This window comes from Subsaxibacter sp. CAU 1640 (assembly GCF_023156585.1).
Taxonomy (GTDB): Bacteria; Bacteroidota; Bacteroidia; order Flavobacteriales; family Flavobacteriaceae; genus JBPOFM01.
The window spans coordinates 108,121-129,302 of sequence record NZ_JALNMI010000006.1; the positions used below are offsets into that span (position 1 = coordinate 108,121).

19 protein-coding genes are annotated in these 21,182 nt (G+C 36.5%); 11 read left to right on the plus strand and 8 right to left on the minus strand.

The window, feature by feature from the left end; genetic code table 11:
• The first annotated feature begins 44 nt into the window (after positions 1 to 44).
• The 4 genes from M0G43_RS15215 (at position 45) to M0G43_RS15230 (ending at position 3,565) form a co-directional block, all read left to right on the plus strand.
• Positions 45 to 1,346, plus strand: coding sequence for a polysaccharide deacetylase family protein (locus M0G43_RS15215; protein ID WP_248027922.1), 1,302 nt, complete (start codon positions 45 to 47; stop codon positions 1,344 to 1,346).
• Entirely contained in the window at positions 1,336 to 2,025 is a 690-nt protein-coding gene (locus M0G43_RS15220; protein ID WP_248027924.1) for a YjjG family noncanonical pyrimidine nucleotidase, read from the plus strand. The genes M0G43_RS15215 and M0G43_RS15220 overlap by 11 nt, the downstream gene beginning before the upstream one ends.
• A 46-nt stretch (positions 2,026 to 2,071) precedes the next feature.
• Entirely contained in the window at positions 2,072 to 2,632 is a 561-nt protein-coding gene (locus M0G43_RS15225) for a hypothetical protein (RefSeq protein ID WP_248027926.1), read from the plus strand.
• Between the two features lie 87 nt (positions 2,633 to 2,719).
• Positions 2,720 to 3,565 (plus strand): hypothetical protein, encoded by an 846-nt coding sequence (locus M0G43_RS15230; RefSeq protein WP_248027928.1) that lies wholly within the window; start codon positions 2,720 to 2,722, stop codon positions 3,563 to 3,565.
• Here the strand turns inward: M0G43_RS15230 and M0G43_RS15235 are convergent.
• Complete coding sequence (locus tag M0G43_RS15235) at positions 3,562 to 4,842, minus strand: replication-associated recombination protein A (protein ID WP_248027930.1); 1,281 nt, start codon at positions 4,840 to 4,842, stop codon at positions 3,562 to 3,564. The genes M0G43_RS15230 and M0G43_RS15235 overlap by 4 nt on opposite strands.
• An 86-nt stretch (positions 4,843 to 4,928) precedes the next feature.
• Between M0G43_RS15235 and M0G43_RS15240 the strand changes: the two genes are divergently transcribed.
• Positions 4,929 to 5,675 (plus strand): rhomboid family intramembrane serine protease, encoded by a 747-nt coding sequence (locus M0G43_RS15240; RefSeq protein WP_248027932.1) that lies wholly within the window; start codon positions 4,929 to 4,931, stop codon positions 5,673 to 5,675.
• On the opposite strand, the gene rlmB is transcribed toward M0G43_RS15240, so the two are convergent.
• The 7 genes from rlmB to M0G43_RS15275 form a co-directional block, all read right to left on the minus strand.
• Positions 5,672 to 6,406 carry a 23S rRNA (guanosine(2251)-2'-O)-methyltransferase RlmB gene (rlmB, locus tag M0G43_RS15245; RefSeq protein ID WP_248027934.1) on the minus strand — a complete coding sequence of 245 codons (735 nt, stop codon included), beginning with the start codon at positions 6,404 to 6,406 and terminating at the stop codon, positions 5,672 to 5,674. The genes M0G43_RS15240 and rlmB overlap by 4 nt on opposite strands.
• A gap of 63 nt (positions 6,407 to 6,469) precedes the next feature.
• Entirely contained in the window at positions 6,470 to 8,047 is a 1,578-nt protein-coding gene (locus M0G43_RS15250) for an aryl-sulfate sulfotransferase (protein WP_248027937.1), read from the minus strand.
• Positions 8,048 to 8,154: 107 nt separating this feature from the next.
• Complete coding sequence (locus M0G43_RS15255) at positions 8,155 to 8,949, minus strand: hypothetical protein (RefSeq protein WP_248027939.1); 795 nt, start codon at positions 8,947 to 8,949, stop codon at positions 8,155 to 8,157.
• A 28-nt stretch (positions 8,950 to 8,977) separates the two neighbouring features.
• A complete protein-coding gene (locus M0G43_RS15260; RefSeq protein ID WP_248027940.1) occupies positions 8,978 to 9,883 on the minus strand; it encodes a hypothetical protein in 906 nt (301 codons plus the stop codon).
• 14 nt (positions 9,884 to 9,897) lie between these two features.
• Positions 9,898 to 11,364, minus strand: coding sequence for a SusD/RagB family nutrient-binding outer membrane lipoprotein (locus M0G43_RS15265; protein WP_248027942.1), 1,467 nt, complete (start codon positions 11,362 to 11,364; stop codon positions 9,898 to 9,900).
• A gap of 11 nt (positions 11,365 to 11,375) precedes the next feature.
• Positions 11,376 to 14,504, minus strand: coding sequence for a SusC/RagA family TonB-linked outer membrane protein (locus tag M0G43_RS15270; protein ID WP_248027944.1), 3,129 nt, complete (start codon positions 14,502 to 14,504; stop codon positions 11,376 to 11,378).
• 100 nt (positions 14,505 to 14,604) lie between these two features.
• Positions 14,605 to 16,296: an outer membrane protein assembly factor gene (locus M0G43_RS15275; protein WP_248027946.1), complete on the minus strand. Its 1,692-nt coding sequence runs from the start codon at positions 16,294 to 16,296 to the stop codon at positions 14,605 to 14,607.
• Between the two features lie 172 nt (positions 16,297 to 16,468).
• Between M0G43_RS15275 and rpsL the strand changes: the two genes are divergently transcribed.
• The 6 genes from rpsL (at position 16,469) to rplD (ending at position 21,182) form a co-directional block, all read left to right on the plus strand.
• Complete coding sequence (gene rpsL / locus M0G43_RS15280) at positions 16,469 to 16,843, plus strand: 30S ribosomal protein S12 (RefSeq protein WP_166967703.1); 375 nt, start codon at positions 16,469 to 16,471, stop codon at positions 16,841 to 16,843.
• Positions 16,844 to 16,866: 23 nt separating this feature from the next.
• Positions 16,867 to 17,343, plus strand: a complete 477-nt coding sequence (gene rpsG / locus M0G43_RS15285; RefSeq protein WP_248027948.1) for a 30S ribosomal protein S7 — start codon at positions 16,867 to 16,869, stop codon at positions 17,341 to 17,343.
• 6 nt (positions 17,344 to 17,349) lie between these two features.
• The gene (gene fusA / locus M0G43_RS15290) at positions 17,350 to 19,476 is read left to right on the plus strand and encodes an elongation factor G (RefSeq protein WP_248027950.1); all 2,127 of its coding nucleotides are present in this window, start codon (positions 17,350 to 17,352) and stop codon (positions 19,474 to 19,476) included.
• An 11-nt stretch (positions 19,477 to 19,487) separates the two neighbouring features.
• Entirely contained in the window at positions 19,488 to 19,793 is a 306-nt protein-coding gene (rpsJ, locus tag M0G43_RS15295; RefSeq protein WP_111309258.1) for a 30S ribosomal protein S10, read from the plus strand.
• A gap of 142 nt (positions 19,794 to 19,935) precedes the next feature.
• Complete coding sequence (gene rplC, locus M0G43_RS15300) at positions 19,936 to 20,553, plus strand: 50S ribosomal protein L3 (protein WP_248027952.1); 618 nt, start codon at positions 19,936 to 19,938, stop codon at positions 20,551 to 20,553.
• Positions 20,553 to 21,182 (plus strand): 50S ribosomal protein L4, encoded by a 630-nt coding sequence (gene rplD / locus M0G43_RS15305; RefSeq protein ID WP_248027954.1) that lies wholly within the window; start codon positions 20,553 to 20,555, stop codon positions 21,180 to 21,182. Before rplC ends, rplD begins: the two co-directional genes overlap by 1 nt.

The following is a 21,182-nucleotide window of genomic DNA, read 5'->3' on the forward strand; positions in this document are numbered from 1 at the left end:
TAAAACAACAGCAACTGCCCACTGAATACTGAATACTTAAGACCATGTTACTCGTCTACACCCATAAAATAACGCCACGCGTCAGCTATATCTTTAAACATATCTGCACACGTATATTGGGTATAAAGGTATCCTTAACGACCTCTGTCGAAGAATTTATTGCACACGATAGCTTAAAGATGTCCTATACCAAACAACCGCTTGGCAATGAGTTCTTTATCCGTAGTCATGAGTTGTTGTATGAGCAAGGTCTATCAGATATCGATATACACGTACAAGAGTGGGAACATACCAAAGGGTTTTTTCCAACCAATGAAAAAAGCGGCTTGCCTTACGATATTTTCGCAGCGTCCTTTTATTTGTTGAGCCGTTATGAAGAATATTTACCGCATGTTAAAGATGATTACGGTCGCTTTGTTGGCACCGAAAGTTTGGGCTACAAAGAAGGCTTTTTGCGTCAACCTGTTGTAGATATTTGGGCTTATCTTTTTAAAGATGCCTTGCAAGCGCTTTATGGTGAATATGAATTTCCAACACGAAAGTACAAGGTGCAGCCGATTATCGATGTGCCAATGGCGTTTTATTATGACCAAAAAGGTTTGTTGCGCACGTTTGGTGGCACTGTAAAAGACTTGTACAGATTACGATTGCGTCATTTTTATAAGCGCTATTTGGTGCTTGCAGGTTTGCGTCGCGACCCTTACGACACTTTTAAATGGATCATTACCAAGCAGAAACAATGCGATTTTAAGTTCATTGTCTTCTTTTTGATAGGAGATTATTCCACCTATGATAAAAACATCAATATTAATAAAAAGGAGTTCGTAAGCTTGATAAAGTCGGTGGCAGACTATTGTAAGGTAGGGCTGAAGGTGTCCTATTTTGCGTTGGATAGTTTTGAAGTCATCAAAAAAGAAAAACGAATGATGGAATCAGTAGTCAATTATGAGTTGGAAGCCAGCCGCAACTCGTTCTCTAAACTCAATTTGCCTGAAACCTATCGCAACTTGATTGAACTCGAAGTGAAACAGGATTTCACCATGGGTTATATCAATCTTTTAGGTTTTAGGGCAGGTACCTGTACGCCATTTCAGTTTTATGATCTTGATTATGAAGTACAAACACCATTGCAAATCAATACATTTCATTTGTTTGATAGCGCACTGTTAAGCAAAGCATCGTTATTGGACAAAAAAGAAGAACTACAACGGCTTATGGATGAAGTAAAAAAAGTAAATGGTACATTTGCACCTGTATTTCACAACCATTCATTTAGCAATGAAGAACGATGGAAGGGATTTAGGGAATTATTTTCAGACGTATTAGATTCAGTCAATGAAGCTTAAGCACATCAAGCATATTTTTTTCGATTTAGACCATACCTTGTGGGATTTTGACAAGAACTCTGCCTTGGCATTTGAGAAAGTCTTTTCCCTCAATAATGTTGAAGTGGACATCAGAAGTTTTTTGAATATCTATGAGCCAGTAAATCTAAATTATTGGAAACTCTATCGTAATGCCGAAATAGACCAGCAGCAGCTTCGTTATGGACGTTTGAAGGATACTTTTGATGCTCTGGAATTTACTGTAGAAGAAGAGTTGATTCATCTGCTTTCTGAAGATTACATCACGCACTTAACCACATTTGACCATCTGTTTGAGGATACCATTGATGTGTTGAATTATCTACAGCCCAACTACCAGTTGCACATCATTACCAATGGATTTAGTACGGCACAAGAAAAGAAACTGACAGTTTCAAACATTTCACATTACTTTAAAACCGTTACAAATGCGGAAATGGCCGGTGTCAAAAAGCCCAATCCGATTATTTTCAATCATGCCTTGCAATTGGCAAATGCAAAACCAGCAGAAAGCATCATGATTGGCGACAACTATGAAGCCGATGTATTGGGAGCCCTCAATGTGGGCTATGATGCGATTTTTTTCAATTATCGAAAAGATGAAAGTGAGCCACATGTCAAACAAGTCTCGAAATTAATAGAGTTAAAAAAGTATCTGTAAATACTTTTAATGACTTCCTTACGTTATGCATGCATAACCAATCCAAATGAAGGTATCTAAATTTTTCGTGTTTTGTGCGCTCTTGAGCCTTTTTATGGCTTTTAGTTCCTGTGTAAAAGACAGCGTATCACTGCAAGAGGATTCTCTTGAGCCTTCAGCCATTATAACATCAGATGTTATTGTTTCTTCTTTGGAAAAGTCAGCATTTCAGCCTGATATCGATGTGAATGAATTTACAGTGTATTCCGATACAACCTACCTTGAACAATTGGGATTCAATTATCTAAAAGGTGAATTGAATAAAATCAGTATGACCTTTTTGTTTAAAAACAGTTTGAACACAGATTTCAATGTTCAATTTGAATTTTTGAACGATTTTGATAAGCTTCAATTTTCTTTTCATACGCCAGTATCGGCAGGTTCAAAACTTCACCCTTCAAAAGTTGAAACTTCTGTGGTGATAGAAATACCAGAGTTGACAACTTTCAAGGAAGCTACAAAAATGATTTACAAAGTAGTGCCACAACCCAATGAAAAGGAAGTGATAATGGAAGACGATGGCTCATTTGAGTTGTATTCTACAGCCACGCGTTATTTCAATCTATAGCCTTATACTTTTTTTGACCATTTGAAAATAGTTTTACGCTACAAAGCGTATCTTTACGATTCACAACATTTTTAATTTTTTTATCCAATGACTAAAACGCTTTATATTCTTTCAGTCCTTTTTGTTGTTTCTTTCAGTTCGTTTTCACAAAACAGCATTAATGATTATAAATATATTCTTATCCCAGAACAGTTCGAGTTCCAAAAAGAAAAGGATCAATATCAAATCAACTCGCTTGCAAAGTTTTTGTTCAACAAATACGGATACACTGCCTATATGGAAGGTGAGGATTTACCGGCAGATTTACATAATAACGGCTGTTTGGCTCTGTTAGCAGATGTAAATAAAGATAGCGGTCTTTTCAAAACAAAACTTAGGATAGACCTCAAAGATTGCAATGGAACAATTATCCAAAGTTCTAAAGTAGGGGAATCAAAAGAGAAAGAATTTGCGAAAGCCTATAATTTGGCTTTAAGAGATGCCTTTGAGACGTTTCAAAATATGCCTTATGAATATCATCCAAACGAAGAAATTGTATCTAAATCTACAGTAAAAGTAGCAACCGTCGAAGACAAAAAGCAGCAGCAAGAGATAGAGAGGTTAAAAGAGGAAATAAAATCACTAAAACAGGAACAGCAAAATATGGAGGTGAAGGAGGACATAAAAGTTATAGAATCCAAAGATGAGACAACAACTGTAACTATTCGAACCGATAACCCTTTAGATGCAATACTTTATGCACAACCTATAGATGAAGGCTATCAGCTGGTAGATAGTACTCCAAAAGTGGTCATGCTATTGGTCAAAACAGGAGTGAAGGATGTCTTTTCTGTAAAAGAAAGTGATGCCATTGTTTACAAAAAAGATGATGTTTGGATGTATTCTAAAGACGGAAACATTTTAAGAGGAAAAGCGATAAACATTAAATTCTAATATCCATACTTATCCTTCCAACGTTGTCTTAAAAAATCCCGTAGAGCATTTTCCCTTTGATTGTTGCCTGGCGAAAATAATTGGGTATTTTTGATATTGTCAGGTAGAAATTCGTGTGCTATAAAGTTGTTTTCATAATTGTGAGCGTACTGATAGTTATTTCCATAGCCTAAATCTTTCATCAGTTTCGTTGGTGCATTTCTGATGGAAAGAGGCACCGATAAATCGCCAGTTTCCCGAACTAATTGTTGTGCTTTGTTAATGGCTTCGTAGGATGCATTGCTTTTAGGTGAGGTTGCCAAATAGATGGTACATTGACTCAAAATAATCCGTGATTCAGGATTGCCAATAACCGAAACAGCCTGAAAAGTGCTGTTGGCAATAACCAAAGCTGTTGGGTTGGCATTTCCTATATCTTCACTGGCCAAAATTAGCAACCGTCTCGCTATGAATTTCACATCTTCACCACCTTCAATCATGCGAGCCAAGTAATAAACTGCCGCGTTTGGATCACTACCTCGAATAGACTTTATAAATGCTGAAATGATGTCATAATGCTGTTCACCTGTTTTATCGTACCGAACCATGTTGTTCTGAACACGCTCTTGAACACCGTCATTCGTAATGGTTATGTTTCCTTTCGGAGGATAGCTTGTGACCACCAATTCAAATACATTGAGCAGTTTTCTGGCATCACCACCAGATAATTGTATTAACGCTTCAGTTTCTTTAAGGTCGATGTCCAATTTCGAAAGGATATCATCATCTTTGAGAGCACGCTTCAATAGTAGCTCTAAATCATGTTTCTCAAACGAATTGAGAATATATACCTGACAGCGAGAGAGCAGTGCCGAAATTACCTCAAAACTTGGATTTTCAGTGGTGGCGCCAATGAGGGTTACCCAACCCTTTTCAACCGCTTGTAATAGAGAATCCTGTTGCGACTTACTGAATCGATGAATCTCATCAATAAACAGAATTGGATTTTTACTAGTGAAAAGTCCGCCACTATGTTTTGCCTTTTCTATGACATCACGGACATCTTTGACGCCACTGTTGATGGCGCTTAACGCATAAAAGGGTCTGTTGGACTCGTTAGCAATAATATTTGCCAAAGTGGTTTTTCCTGTTCCAGGAGGTCCCCAAAAAATCATGGATGGAATGACGCCTTGTTTGATGTGTTGTGTTAGTACACCTCTGTCACCAACTAGATGTTTTTGGCTTACATAATCCTTAAGGTTTTTTGGGCGTAAACGTTCTGCTAAAGGCTCATTCATATGGTAAAATTACAAAATAAGATGTGACAATATTTCATACAATTAACAATTGGTCGACATTTTGAAGGATTGTTTTAAATTTAAATATGGAAAATCAGCAACAGTTCAAATACTCAACAGGTGTTGTAGGCTATCCGACGGCATTTGTAATGCTGATTTGGGTAGTTTTCTGGGCACAGGTTCGCTTTTTTCCAGAGATTAAAAATTTAGGAATTTATCCCAAAACATTCGAAGGGTTAAGAGGGATTGTTTTCAGCCCTTTTATTCATGGAGATATTCAGCACATTTATCATAATACCATTCCTCTTTTTATTCTCACCATGGCATTGTTTTATTTTTATCGAGACATAGCCTGGAAAGTAATCTTATATGGCATTTTATTGTCTGGTTTATTAACCTGGTTTATCGGAAGGCCTGCAAACCATATTGGGGCGAGCGGTTTGATTTATGTATTGGTCAGCTTTATATTTTTCAAGGGAATTTTAGCCAAACATTATCGCCTTGTGGCACTCTCATTATTGGTAATTTTTCTTTATGGTAGTATGATTTGGTATGTCTTCCCTGTGGAAGAAAAGATTTCTTGGGAAGGACATCTAGGAGGTTTGATAACAGGAATTTTATTCGCATTTATTTTCCGAAAGACAATTGCAAAACCAGAAAAATATGTGTGGCAACAGCCAGGTTACAATGAAGATGATGATCCGTTTTTAAAACATTTTGATAAAGATGGAAACTTTATTGAGAAAATTGAGCCAGAAGTTGAGATTGAATCTGAAATACAATCAAATCAACCACCAAAGATTACTTATTATTTCAAAAAGAAGGAAGATTAGAGGCGCTGCCTTACTGCCTCATAGAGAAAAGCTCCGCAAGCTACCGAAACATTTAAGGATTCGATTTCGCCTAAAATTGGAAGCTTCGCTTTTTCATCCACAACTTTTAAAATAGAAGGGTTGATGCCCTTACCTTCAGAGCCCATGATAATGGCGCAAGGTTGTGTGAATGATATATCATAAAGGTTTTGTTCTGTCTTTTCGGTAGCAGCTATGACCTTTATGCCAGATGCTTGCATATGGAAAACGGCATCTTTGATATGATCAACTTTACAAATAGGAATTTTGAAAATCGCACCTGCGCTAGTTTTGACGGTATCACCATTCACAGGAGCGCCACCTTTTTTCTGAATGACAATTCCAGATACACCTGTGCATTCAGCAGTTCTAATAATGGCTCCAAAATTTCTGACATCACTTAATTGGTCGAGCAATAAGAATAATGGAGCTTTTCCAGATTCAACGACAGACATTACCAGTTCTTCGAGGTCATGGAATTCAATAGGAGCTATTTGAGCCACTGCACCTTGATGGTTCATTTTGGTCAATCTGTTGAGCTTTTCAACTGGCACATAAGAGGCATTTAATCGTTCTTTATTGATGAGTTGTTCCAACTCTATAAACAGTTCGCCTCTCAAACCTTTTTGTAAAAATATCTTATCAATATTTTCTCCTGACTTAATAGCTTCAATGATGGCTCTTATACCGAAAATGGTAGTTTCCTTTTGCATGGCTCAAAGGTAAAAAAAACCATCCTTAAAAAAGGATGGTTTTGAAAAAGGTTCGATTTTGAGCTACTTTTTGATTATTTTTTTGATTAAGAATTGCTTGTCGATCTCTAATCTCAAAAAATAAACACCAGAATTTAAATGACTTATATCTAACTCGTGGACATTGCTGGCTGTAATAATCAATGTTCCCATCATATCTATGATATCTATTCGTTCTATCAAGCCATCGAAATCAAATGTCAATAATTTTGATGTTGGGTTTGGATAAATTTTGATATTATTTATATTAGATTCATTGATACTTAAATTTTCACAGTTAATTAAATCAGGATTGATCTCAATTGGATCACCAGGTGTCAAGTCCCTTCCTGTAAAGGCTGGATAATCAAGTGCATATTTGAAGGCCCTGAATACTAAATTTTGCGTCGATGTTTCGCCTTGAGAAAGAATGCCATCTGCAGAATCCGGATTTATATATTCCCATACAATATTGTTTGAAGGATCAATTTCAAAAAAATAACCAGAATCACCATCACATATAAGAGTATTTCCGTTTGGTAAGCGTTGAGCACTGGATAATATAGCCGAGAAAAAGTTGGATGGGTCGACGGGATCTGTATATACCCAGTCTGACCCTGAAGGGCCATAACCATTGACAGGGTCATAAATATATACTCCAGGAGAAGACATTGGAGGAGAAAAAATGTTAACAGTTGAATATCTTATTGAATTTCCGTTGTTGAATACCATTATTTTACCTGCATCCACTAGTCCGTTAGGAATCCAATGAGGGTAGTGTTGGCTGAATAACGTTTTATCTGTAGAATCTCCTTTATCGTAGGCTTCAGGATTGCCCCATCTATAAAGAAAATCTCCACCTTTTCCATATAAGCCTCCTGAATGAGAACTAGCTTCTGCAGTTGTAGTGGAATGATCAATAATGTATATTTCGTCCATTAACCTAGAGCTCAAAATTATTTGGTCTAAATCGTTGTTGTATTGGATAGAGTTAATATGTAACCAGTTGGCGTTACCATTATTACCGTTTAAATAGTTGAAATCCAATAACTCCGGATGATCACCAACAACACCGAAATTATCTTTTGAGCTGTCAAAATCTTGGATAAGATGATCTTTTATATTCCACTCCCAAACGATATTTACTGAATTTGTACCGACTGGTTCTAGCTCCAAAATATGTTCATTATAGATTTTATTATTTAACAGTAAACTTGGATTTCTTCCAGCCTGTATTGCTTGAGCCTGTGTCATTGTATTAACGGCAAGCATAAGTATATTTCCATTAGGTAATGGATATATATCATGATGTTGTGACAAGACGGGAGATGAATATGTATATTCCCATAGTAAATTATTGTCCCAATCATATAATTGTATATGACCACCAACACCTCCAAAGGTTATCTGAGAATTGATTATTTTACCTGTTCTCAAAAGATTACCATTTTCAAGTAAATAAACAGAGTTGGCTGGTTGATATGTACTAGACCATTGGTTAACAACTCTACCGCAATTATCGATCAGATAAGTTTCAGTGGAGGCATTAGGGGTGAAAAGGGTTAAACCATCATACATTGCGGTGCTTGAAGTTATAGTGCCAACTGTATTTTGACTAATCAAATTGTTAAAAAAAAGTATTGATATAAAAAAGTAGAAATATTTCATTTTTTAAAATCTAGTTATAAAAAAAGCCACCAATTGGTGGCTTTTTGGATATAAAATTATGATTATTCACAAGAACTGGTACCACTAGTAATTAAACCAGGAGTTGGAATACCAGAATAGTCTAAACTGCCATCGGAATATACTGTTCCATCTGGAGCAGTTAGCTCGTAGTAGTTTTCACTTTCCCATCCAGGAGCACCTCCAGTTCCCCCTCCAGAAACATATGTAAAAGAGTAATCGGCACCTACGGTAATTGGTATTTCGAAAACATCATTTTCGTCACTTGCCATGTAGGTTGTGGTTTCGCCTTCAGTAACTAATTCAATATACCCTCCGTTCCAACCATCACCATATACATCCGTGGCATCTAAAATCCAAAGACAGAATCTGTAATCATTAATTGTGATGTTGACTTCAGGATAGCTAGTGTCTGGATTGACCAAATATCTGTTTGCTAAAGATGGACCACTTTCAATGGTAAGATTCAATGATTCAGCGCCTTCAACTTCAATATCATTATAAATCATGATCATAAGTTGACCAGTTGTTTGATATGCAGGTACCGTTCCATTTACAACGTCAAAATCGTCATGTTCGGTAGCAGTACTGCTATCTAAAATTACCCAGCTAAAATCAATAGGTCTATCGATAGGTCTATCTAATACAACGTCATAAACAATAACTGTTTCATTCCTTTCATTGGTTGTTAATTCACCTTCTGAAAGTGTGAAAGTTGGAGTTGGGTAGTTTTCGGTGCTTCCCAAAGCTTCAGGGTCTTGACTAGCCTTTTCAGCGTCGCAACCAAATATTAGAGCTGAAAGCATAGCTGCACTAAAAATATATTTTAATTTGTTCATTTTATCTTCTTTTTAAGTTAAAATTCAATTACAATTTTTTCAATACTTGATAAAATTCTCTTGGTCCAGAACCTGGTGTTAAATAACCATAAGACATATGTAGAATTACCTCGTCTCCATTTTGTTCAACATAATTTGTGGCACCTGCACCACAAGGTACATTTGACATATCGCCTGGATTCGACTGGCAAGTAATGAAAGGCTGTCCATTTCCGGTTTGAGGATCGCCATCAGGAGTTGTTGCCGGATAAGTTATAGTGCCTGATTCACTAACTTCAAAATAAAACTCATTTCCTTCAAATATTCCGAAATATTCCACAACTCTGTAAGTATTGTTACAGATGTAAATTATTTCAGTTTCTGCAGGCCAGCTTGACGTAGTAGCATTTAAAACACCAATTCTCCAATATTCACCTTCTAGAGCTTCATATTTACCTGTAATATCAGAATAGCACAGATATTCAATTCTGACAGATATTGAAGAAGTACGACCATTTGGTACAATAGATGAATTAGAGATGTCAACTATATTTAACTTTAAAACTGGTGCAGGATCTAAAGGTGGATCAATTCCATCGGTTATGATTGTAATAGGGAAAGTAGCTATAAAGTTACTATCTGGTGACATTGTCACAGAAGTACTAGATAGTGTATAGTGCACACCTTCAATCGCAGTTGATGATGGATCTACAGCAATAGTGGCGGTAAATTCACTAGGGAATGATGCTGCTGTTGGTCCCGAAAATGTCACTGGCAACATTACTTGAGATGTGCTTCCATCTGCCACCACAGACGCATTAACTGTTGAACTTGTAAATCCAACAAGATTAGGTCCTTCATCATTATTATCGCTCGGTGCAGAATCATCGACTAAACAAGACGTCATCATGAACGATAGACATAGAATTCCAAAATATTTAATATAATTTTTCATTTTTTCAATTTTTTTTAATTAGCCCAAAATATTTTAACTGTAAAAGCATTTGGTTGAGAAGGTACATTAGCAGCGTTTGCTGTTAACTCACTCGAAGGGTAAAATAATCTTACTGGTCTATCCGGAGTTGAAGCTCTCAAAGAGACTGGTAGATTAGCAGGAAATCCTGTTCTGTTATAGTCAAACCAAGACTGAATGGCGTCCACTCCATTTAAAGCGACCCACTTTTGAGTTATAATAGCTCTCATTTTGTTAGATGAAGCATTCCATCCAACATTTGGAAGCGCTTGAGTATAATAATCCGTAGCTCCAGGAGCACCTAAATAATCAAAAGATGCAGTTATTCCATTTTCGTAAGCAACTTGGGCATCACCAGGTAAGTAGCCTTTAAATATCGCTTCAGCTTGTAAAAAATATGAGTCAGCCGCAGTAAAAATAACAGCAGGTTGAGTAGCTGATTTTAATAATCCCGGACCAATGTTCGAGACTCTAATTGGGTCGTACTGGTCTACAACTGGAATATCATAATCTGCTATTCCTTGAGGTACACCAAGATGACCCGTAGCAGGGTGCTCATAGATATAGTCGACCCTTGGGTCGTTGTTTCCTTCTAGAAAATCGAGAGCGAAAGGAGTTGCACATGTAGCGTTGTTATTATTAATGATATTACCTCCTGAATCTCTTCCATACGCATTCCAGAAAGGGCTTTGCTGGTTTTCAGCCATAGCATAGCCAGGATCTACGGTAACGTCATCTGTAATAAATCCAATAGTAGACATCCCTGCAAAACTTGAGTTTAATGATCCTTCGCCTGATTGACGAACTAGAACTCTTAATTTGATTGTATTTGCAAATTTTTTCCATGTTTCCATATCTCCATGAAACATTGTATCATCATCACTAGGAACTATGGCGCTTTCTGTCGCATTGTCAATCATTTCCATCGCAGCATCCAATTGAACTACTAAATCTTCGTAAATGGCTTGGGCGTCATCATATGATGGTGTTGGATTAACACCCCTTCCCAATGCTTCAAAATAAGGAATATCTCCATAAATATCTACTAGTATTTGAAAGTGATAAGACTCCATAATTTTCCCAATTGCTCGGTAGTTTGAGTAAGTATCACCTTGGTATGCCTGCAATACTCTGTAATTTTTCAAAGCATCACGATAAGTTCTATCCCAGATTTGAGAATAGAATGAAGTGGTAACATTGTAAAGGAACTCATCATTATACCAAGAGTAGCCATCTGCCTGGCTCCAGTTCACCATGAACATATTTCCTAATGTGTTGGTGTATCTATCTCTATTGTGAATTTCAGCTGACCAATATTGTCCTACTGGTAACACTAATTCAGGCCCCAAGACGGCAATTGTCGGGCTATTTGTGTCTTCATTCACATCTAAATAGCTATCACTGCACGACGCCAAAAAAAGCGCTGTACAAGCTATACTAATATATTTTAAGTATTTTTTCATTTCTTTTTTTTTTAAAATTCAATATTGACATTTAGACCATAGGTTCTAGTTGGAGGTCCTTGAAAATATCCACCAATACCAATTGCATTCCCAGCAGGTCCAGCATTGTTACTAAACTCTGGATCTGAAAATCTATTTTCTTTTGGTAACCAAGTCAATAGATTACGTCCAACTACTCCCAAAGATAATTTTTTAATTGGGGTACGCTCTAAATATTTAGCTGGAAGATTATAGCTCAAAGCTACCTCTCTTAATTTCACAGCTGTTGCATCTCTTACGTAGTTTTCTTTGATTTCATTGTAAACATCTGTCCAAAAATCTTGTCTACCGTCCGTAACAGGAATATTTGTATTTGGTTCAAACACTCCTGGGCTTGTTTCAATAACAGAGTTTGGCCAAACGAAGTCTTGTCTGTTAGCCGATACACTTTCTTGAGAACGACCAGTAAATTCCATTGCATCAGATCCTTGAGCATAGTAAACATGACCCGTTCTGTAATCAAATGTAGTCGATAATCTGAAGTTCTTATAATTTATAGAAGAACTTAAACCAATGATATAATCTGGAGTAGTGGTTCCAAGGTTTTTCAGACCACTTTGAGGATTATCTCCTGAAAGTTCAGTTGTACTGATAGGATTCCCAGTGGTAGGATTTATAACAACATTACCGTTAGGGTCTCTATAATATGCAGATGCTTGCACAGTTGGAAATTCTTGTCCAACAACTGCGTAAACACCAAATTCTCCAGACGTAGATAATGCAACTTCTGTTAAATCATCTGTGATTTTGTTTACAACAGTTTTGCTTGAAGAGTAGTTGATGGTCATATCCCAAGAGAAATCTTCAGATTTAAGAATTGTAGCACCTAAACTCAACTCTAGACCATCACCTTCTAGTTCACCAATGTTTGTTAAATAACTATTACCGCCAGAAGAATTCGGAGTGGTTGTTGCTACAATGTTATCTGTTGTTATGGTTTTATAATATGCAGCATCTAAAGTTAAACGGTTACTGAAGAAACTTAAATTCAAACCAAACTCTGTAGTGTTAATCTTTTCCTTTTTAATGTTAGCATCAATGAATCCATTTTGCAATCCAAAACCGCTGGTATTTTCAAAAGGAAATCCTAAAGGCGCGGTAAATGATTCTATAATGTCTTCAGCTCCTAAATCATTATAAACTGTTGAGTTACTAACGGTAACTTTTGCGTAATTAAGAACATTATTTTTTATGCCTGGAAACGCATCTGTTAAAACCGCCGATAAACCAATTGCAGGATAGAAGTAGCTATTGTCTTCTGGTCTTAAAGTAGATGTAAAGTCGTAGCGTCCAGAAGCATTCAAGAATAACCAATTTTTATAGCCAAATGTCAAATCTGCAAAATAACCATATTGTCTTTCCTCTAAATCATTTGCATAAGCTCCACTAGCAAATCCACCTTGAATTGATTGTGCGTTAGAAAGGTCATATAATCCAGGTACAGACAAGTTATCCCCTTGTACTCTACTTTCATGATATTGGAAAGTTCTTGAACTTGCACCCAATACTGTCTTTAATGTTAAATCCTGAAGTATGTTAAAGTTTGCATTTGCTAAAAAGTCAAACGTGTAATCAGTTCGTTGAAATTCACTATCTCTAACAAAAGATGTATTAGGGGAAGGTCTAGTGTATTCATCTGTAAAGGTTTGGGCATCACGCCATTCTTTACCAGTTCCTGCGAAAAAGTTACCCCCAATTCTTCCGGTAAGATTCAACCAATCCAATACATCCCATGATGCACTAAAGTTTCCTGTCAAACGGTTTGTCTTATCAGTATCTCTACTTGTATCTACCATATAATATGGATTTTGATAGTATCCATTGTAATATCCATCAGGAGAAGAGTATAAGTCATTTCTCCAATCTTTATATCTTGAGATTGGAATATTGGCTGATTGGTTAAGGATAAACCAATATAAAGTCCTGTCTTGAGAACCTAAAGTGTTCCCCACGGTATTAGTTTCGTCTCTAAAGAAAGAAGAATTCAAAGCAAGTTCCACCTTACCTAATTTTTGAGTCGCATTCGCTTTTAAGGTAGTACGCTTATATTTATCACTTGGTATGATACCATCTGTATCTTGGTTACCAAATGACAGGTATAGACTTCCTGTATCGTTACCACCACTAAAATAAACTGTGTTTTGAGTAGTCAAACCTTTTTCGAAGAAATCACGAGCATTATCTTTGACAGGAGAATATGGTAAAGTTTGGAAAGTGCCATCGGCAAAAGTTGGACCAACCTGTCTAATAGTTCCATCAAATCGAGGACCCCAGTTGGTGTTTTCGATTGGGTCATAAGCACCTTGCCAACCAGTTCCATATTCAGTTTGAAAATCTGGCATGTAAGCAACATCCTCAAAAGTAAGTGTTGTGTTCACACCTACTGTGATGGCTTCACCATATTTACCTTTTTTAGTTGTAACGATTAATGCACCATTAGCCGCATCGGAACCATAAATGGCAGCGGCAGTTGCACCCTTAAGAACGTTTAAGCTTTCAATGTCATTTGGATTTAAATCATCAAAAGCGCCAATGTTTGCGATAGAACCATCAATTACGACTAAAGCCTCATTTGACTGGCCAATGGATCTTAAACCACGTAAGATTATTTGCGTATTTGGATTGACACCATTGCTTTGGACGTTAATTTGCAAACCAGCAACCTTTCCTGCAAGAGCACTTGCAGCTCTAGTTGATTGCGCTTGATTCAGGAGTTCTTCATCAACTTGTTGGGTTTGATAGGTTGTTTCTCTTTTTTCTCTTTTAATACCGAAAGCTGTTACTACAACCTCATCCAGTACCGCAGTGTCTTCTTCCATAGTCACATTGACAGTGTTGGAAGCTCCGACTGTTACTTCCTTGGATTTTAGACCTAAATAGCTAAAAGATAATACATCACCAGACTTCGCACTGATGGAATATTTACCATCAAAATCAGTCTGTGTTCCTGTTGTTGTTCCTTTAACTAAAATGTTGACTCCAGGGAGAGGTAAGCCGGATTCATCCGACACTGTTCCTGAAATCATTTTTTCTTGTGCAAAAGTTAATTGCACAACAAACGCTAGCAATAGCGTTAAAATTCCACTAAACTTTGTTTTCATATTTAAATTAATTTGAATTAGCCTGCTTCAAAATTCATAATAAAAAGTTAATAAAACAATAATATTTGCTTAAAATTTCAAAAACTTGTGATTTTTTATTCTAAAAGGTGGCTGTAAGACTTAAATGTATCTTTGAATCTGAAAGTTTAAAAGATTGATTTTGTGTCTTTCCATTAGAATAGTTAAATCTAAAAAGCCCTGCTTTGTTAATGAGACCAAATCCAAATCCAAATCCAAATAATTTTTCCTTGACATCAAAAGTTTGATTTTCAAAATACGATGCATCCAAAATAGAGTGGACATACAAAGAATTATTAACCCTATACCTATATTCGGTATTTAATACAGAGAAAAGGTTTGCTGCAAGACTATTTTCTTCGAACCCTCGAATTGAGTTGATTCCACCAAATCTGTATAATTCATTTTCAAAATAGCTGTCGGAATTTATTATTGCTCCCGCAAGCCTCATATAGATGCTGTTTTTATTATTTAAGTTGAATATTTTGTAGGTGTCTAATCCAAATTTTGTTTGATCCTCATTTAAGTCGGCTACCGTCCTTTTACCAAAACCAAATGAAATATCTAGTTGCAGATTTATTGGAAAAAGCTTGTCGTATTTTTGTCGTTTGGTATATTGATAGTTTGTGTTGTAAAAAACAGATTTATAATCTTGTACAAAATTTGTTGAGTTGTCAAGTAAACTTGTCGAGGTGGTGGCATCGATTCCCACAGAAATCAGATTTCTCGGGTTTATTTGATATTGAACCTTTGCACTTTGAAATACGGTGACGAACGAAGAATCCCTTTTAAAAATATTTAAACCGAACTCTGTACCAAGGGGCGAGCCAAATAAATAGGGTAAATTCGCTTTAAGGTCGAATGTTTTTTGCTCGTTTTCATCACTTTTATATATCAATCTCAAGGATTCGCCATAATTGAGATTGTTGATGAGATTCAGGTTCAAATAGCCATTGAATTCAATTTTGTTGGTTTCAGTGTTCGTTCCAAAACCTAAAAAGCCATCGAATGAATTGCTTCTTTGTTTTTCAATATATATATATAATAAGGTAGAATCTTTGGTAAATAATACTTCGGGTTCTTTGATTTGATTGGAAAATTGGAGGTTTTCTAGATCAGATGTCTTGTCCTTGATGGTTTTAAGGTTAAATGGTTGCTTGCGACGGATTTTTAGGTATCTTATGACAAATGCCTTTGGGAATTTTTCATAACCTTTTACTATGATAGAATCTATCGTGCGTGCCGCTTTCTTTTCAGATATCGATACATCTGCTAGTAATGAACCGTCTGCAAGCTTTTTGATGTTTGTTAATTGTAAACTAGAGAAAGGGTCCACTTGATTTGATATTTCTGAATTTAATTTTTCAAGCGTGCTTTCCAATTCGGCTACTTCAATCTCTAAATAATTTCTATTAGTATCTATCTGAAGAAGCCTCAAAACATTTTTGTCTACATGTCCATTTAAATTCAATCGGATTTTCTTGTATAGCTGTTTAAGGTCGAATTGTGCTAGATAAGAAGAATCATTCAATTTATTTACTTCGGCTATATCCGTTTCAATGTATCCGATATTGATCAGTCTTTTTTTTATGAGTTGAATTTCTTCATTTAAAGAAGAAAAGTCAGAAAAGGATTTTTTGTAATAGAGGGAATCTATAGTTTGTGTTTGTTTCTCATCTGCACCTTGAGCTTTGAGATACAAGGTTTGTGATTGACTCTTCAAAAATGATGTCAATCCTAAAAACGCAAACAACATGATTCTTTTTAAAAGCATAAAGCCAGTTGAAGTTTCAAATCTAACGGAAATTAGATGCCAAAAATATGTCCAATGTTAAATAAATAAATAAACTTTTGAAAATTAATCATTTTCCATTTGAAAAACTGAAATTAATTTCTACCTTTGCAGCCCTCTAAATAGAGGATTAAATAAATTTATATAGTAATATATGCCAACAATTTCACAATTAGTAAGAACAGGAAGAGCCAAAATAACCAAGAAGAGTAAATCGGCTGCTTTAGATTCTTGTCCTCAAAGACGTGGGGTTTGTACGCGTGTTTACACCACTACACCTAAAAAACCTAACTCTGCAATGCGTAAAGTTGCAAGGGTAAGGTTAACAAATGGTAACGAGGTTAACGCTTACATCCCAGGTGAGGGCCACAATCTACAAGAGCACTCGATAGTATTGGTTAGAGGTGGAAGGGTAAAAGATTTGCCAGGAGTTAGATATCACATCGTTCGTGGTGCTTTGGACACAGCAGGTGTTGCAGGTAGAACACAACGTAGATCTAAATATGGTGCAAAACGCCCTAAAAAGTAATTAAAAAACTTTAAGAAGAAGACATGAGAAAAAGAGCAGCGAAAAAAAGACCGCTTTTGCCAGATCCACGTTTTAACGATCAGTTAGTGACTCGTTTCGTTAACATGATGATGTGGGATGGTAAAAAGTCAGTAGCGTTCAAAGTATTCTATGATGCAATTGATATTGTAGAAGCAAAGAAAACTGATGACGAAAAAACAGCTTTGGAAACATGGAAAGATGCATTGTCTAATGTTATGCCTCACGTAGAAGTACGTAGCCGTAGAGTAGGTGGGGCAACTTTTCAAATCCCTATGCAAATTCGTCCAGACCGTAAAGTATCTACAGCTATGAAATGGCTGATTAGCTACTCGCGTAAAAGAAATGAAAAATCTATGCCGGCAAAACTTGCTGCTGAAATCTTGGCTGCGGCTAAAGAAGAAGGTGCGGCAGTTAAAAAGCGTATGGATACTCACAAAATGGCAGAAGCTAATAAAGCATTCTCACACTTTAGATTTTAATTTAAGATGGCAAGAGATTTAAAATTTACAAGAAATATAGGTATTGCTGCTCATATTGATGCAGGAAAAACAACCACTACAGAGCGTATATTGTTCTACACTGGTGTATCTCACAAAATTGGTGAGGTTCATGATGGTGCAGCAACTATGGACTGGATGGAGCAAGAACAAGAAAGAGGTATCACCATTACATCGGCTGCTACTACTTGTACTTGGGTTTTCCCTCGTTTGAACGGCGAACCAACTCCAGATTCACAATCATATCACTTTAACATTATCGATACTCCTGGTCACGTTGACTTTACGGTTGAAGTAAACCGCTCTCTTCGTGTATTGGATGGATTGGTTTTCTTGTTTAGTGCTGTGGATGGTGTTGAACCTCAATCTGAAACAAACTGGAGATTAGCTGATAACTATAAAGTACCGAGAATTGGTTTTGTTAACAAAATGGACCGTCAAGGTGCTAACTTCATGGAGGTTAACAAGCAGGTAAAAGAAATGTTAGGCTCTAACGCAGTGCCTATTGTTTTGCCTATCGGAGATGAAGCTGATTTTAAAGGCGTTGTTGATTTGGTTAAAAATAGAGCTATTGTTTGGCACGAAGATACATTAGGAGCTACATTTGATGTCATTGAGATTCCAGATGATTTGAAGGCTGAGGCTAAAGAATATAGAGCCAAGTTAATTGAAGAAGTTGCAACATACGATGAAAGTCTTCTTGAAAAATTCATGGAAGATGAAGATTCAATTACGGAAGAGGAAATTCATGCTGCATTAAGAGCGGCTGTTATGGATATGGCTATCATTCCTATGATATGTGGTTCTTCTTTCAAAAATAAAGGTGTGCAGTTCTTGTTAGATGCAGTATGTCGTTACTTGCCTTCACCTTTGGATAAAGAGGCGATTGTAGGTATCAATCCTGATACTGAATTAGAAGAGAAGAGAAAACCTTCAGTAAGCGAGCCATTTTCAGCATTGGCATTTAAGATTGCTACAGACCCTTATGTTGGTCGTTTGGCTTTCTTCCGTGCATATTCTGGTCGTTTAGATGCTGGTTCTTATGTGTTGAACAATCGTTCAGGTAACAAAGAGCGTATCTCTCGTATCTACCAAATGCACGCTAACAAGCAAAATGCTATTGATTTTATCGAGGCTGGTGATATTGGAGCTGCGGTTGGATTTAAAGATATTAAAACTGGTGATACATTGTCGGCTGAAAAAAGCCCTATCGTATTGGAAAGTATGAACTTCCCAGATCCAGTAATTGGTATTGCTGTAGAGCCTAAAACAAAAGCTGACGTTGATAAATTGGGTATGTCTTTGGCTAAATTGGCTGAAGAAGATCCTACATTCACAGTTAGAACTGATGAGGCTTCTGGACAAACGATTATTTCTGGTATGGGTGAACTTCACTTGGACATTATCGTTGACCGTTTGCGTCGTGAGTTCAAAGTTGAAGTAAACCAAGGTCAGCCACAAGTGGAGTACAAAGAAGCTATTACAAGATCGGCTCAACACAGAGAAGTTTACAAGAAACAATCTGGTGGTCGTGGTAAATTTGCTGACATTGTATTTACTTTGGAGCCTGCTGAAGAAGGAAAGACTGGTTTAGAGTTTGTTTCTGAAATAAAAGGTGGTAACGTTCCAAAAGAATTTATCCCTTCAATCGAGAAAGGTTTCAAAATGGCAATGGTTAACGGTCCTTTAGCAGGATATGAGGTTGATGCCATGAAAGTAACTTTGACTGATGGGTCTTACCACGATGTGGATTCTGATCAATTATCATTCGAATTGGCTGCAAAGCTTGGATTTAAAGCTGCTGCAAAAGCTGCAAAAGCTGTAATCATGGAGCCAATCATGAAATTAGAAGTGTTAACTCCTGAAGAAAACATGGGAGATATTGTAGGTGACCTTAACCGTCGTCGTGGTCAAGTAAATGACATGGGTGACAGAGCAGGTTCAAAAGTTGTAAAGGCACATGTGCCATTATCTGAAATGTTTGGATATGTAACTTCGTTACGTACACTTTCTTCAGGTAGAGCAACATCAACTATGGAATTTTCACATTACGCAGAAACTCCTTCTAACATATCTGAAGAAGTTATTAAGGCTGCTAAAGGCGTTGAAGCTTAAATTTTAAGAAAATGAGTCAAAAAATCAGAATAAAATTAAAATCATACGATCACAATTTGGTAGATAAATCTGCTGATAAGATTGTTAAAACGGTAAAAAGTACTGGAGCAGTTGTGACTGGCCCAATTCCTTTACCTACCAATAAAAAGATTTTCACTGTACTACGTTCTCCACACGTAAACAAGAAAGCTAGAGAGCAGTTTCAATTAAGTTCTTACAAAAGACTTCTTGACATCTACAGCTCTTCATCAAAAACTATTGATGCTTTGATGAAGCTTGAATTGCCAAGTGGTGTAGAAGTAGAGATTAAAGTGTAATCACTTATTCCTGTAAAAAGGAAATTACATGTCCCGAGCTGCGAGCGAAGGAAAAACGGTAAAAATACAATTCGAGGCTGAAACGTATTTTTCAGCCTTGAATTTTAATAAATAGAATAGTAATAATTAATAATTAATAAATATGTCTGGGTTAATTGGAAAAAAAATCGGTATGACCAGCATTTATGACGAGAACGGAAAAAACATTCCTTGTACCGTTATTGAAGCAGGTCCATGTATCGTTACCCAAGTCAGAACCGAAGAGGTTGACGGGTATAGTGCTCTTCAACTTGGTTTCGATGACAAGAGAGACAAAAGCACCAACAAAGCTGAAGCAGGTCATGCAAAGAAAGCTGGTACGACTGTCAAAACTAAAGTCGCAGAATTCCAAGGATTTGAAGCAAATTACAAATTAGGTGATGCCATCACAGTAGAACATTTCATCGAAGGTGAATTTGTTGATATTGCTGGTATTTCTAAAGGTAAAGGATTCCAAGGTGTTGTAAAACGTCATGGTTTTGGTGGAGTTGGTCAATCAACACATGGTCAACACAATCGTTTAAGAGCTCCTGGTTCTGTCGGTGCAGCTTCATATCCTGCGAGAGTATTCAAAGGAATGAAAATGGCCGGAAGAATGGGTGGCGAAAGAGTGAAAGTTGAAAATTTAAGAGTTTACAAAGTGGTTCCTGAAAAGAACTTGCTAGTGGTTAAAGGATGTGTTCCTGGTCACAAAAACTCTTATGTAATCATTGAGAAATAATGAAAGTAGCAGTTGTAGATATAAACGGAAAAGACACAGGTAGAAAGGTTGAACTTTCTAAAGATGTGTTCGCTATAGAGCCTAACAACCATGCTGTCTATTTGGATGTTAAACAATATTTGGCAAACCAAAGACAGGGAACTCACAAGTCTAAAGAAAGAAGTGAGATTGCTGGTAGTACTCGTAAGATCAAAAAGCAAAAAGGTACTGGTACAGCCCGTGCTGGTAGTATCAAGTCTGGTGTTTTCAAAGGTGGAGGACGCATGTTCGGACCAAGACCTAAAGATTACAGTTTCAAATTGAACAAAAACTTGAAGCGTTTGGCTCGTAAGTCAGCGTTGACAATGAAGGCCAATGACGAGTCTATCGTAGTTATGGAAGACTTCAATTTTGACACTCCAAAGACAAAAAACTTTACTAATGTATTGAAGGCATTGGGTATAGAGGATAAAAAATCTTTGTTTGTGTTGGGTGCTTCAAATAAAAATGTATATTTGTCTTCCCGTAATTTTGTGGGTTCTGAAGTCGTAACAAATTCAGAATTAAATACTTACAAAATTTTAAATGCAAACAAATTAGTTCTTTTAGAGAGTTCTTTAGAAGGAATTGAATCGAATTTAAGTAAATAA